Origin of the sequence: Bradyrhizobium sp. 33ap4 (assembly GCF_032654765.1) — a bacterium.
Classification (GTDB): domain Bacteria; phylum Pseudomonadota; class Alphaproteobacteria; order Rhizobiales; family Xanthobacteraceae; genus Bradyrhizobium; species Bradyrhizobium australafricanum.
Window position 1 is genome coordinate 1 of record NZ_JAUMTJ010000288.1, and the last position, 533, is coordinate 533.

Here is a 533-nt window from a genome sequence, read left to right on the forward strand (position 1 = left end):
GTTCTCTGTTCCGTGGCGTTGTTGGATTGGTCCTCTCGCCCGCGCTCTCACGTTGATTTTCATTCCGTTCTTAACTGTCGGCCGCGGTGGTGGTGTTGGTAAGTTGTCTCAACCAGTATTTTTATTTGTTTGCTTCTAGTCGTGTATATGCGTCAGTTAGTGTCCTGCGTAAGCGTTTGCATGTTAGCCAAAGTTTCTTTGTGCCGTTTATGCTAACACGTAACAGCTATTTTCGAACGTTCGCCATGATCCGGTTGACGGTTGTTTCGTTTCAATCTTCGTTCCGTGCTATTCATCAGACAGGTGCGCCCTGGGACGCATTATGTACTCACTGTGGAGTACTTAACGAGCGTTCCGCCGTACTTCCCGGTAAAGTGCTTCGTACGCCGTCTGCTCATTCAAGGGTTACGTTAAGCTCGCTTTTGTTAGGCCTGTTCCACACGGTGCATGTTTCTATCCGCAACAGTTTTACGAAGCCAATGTTATGCGCAATGCTGCGTATTTCGCACGGTGCAATCAACGGTATAGGCGTG

1 protein-coding gene is annotated in these 533 nt (G+C 48.6%); it reads left to right on the forward strand.

Features of this window, described 5'->3' with window-relative positions:
* Window positions 1-245: 245 nt before the first annotated feature.
* Window positions 246-533 (forward strand): hypothetical protein (locus tag Q2M23_RS43900; RefSeq protein WP_316399579.1); only part of this gene is annotated, 288 nt, incomplete at its 3' end.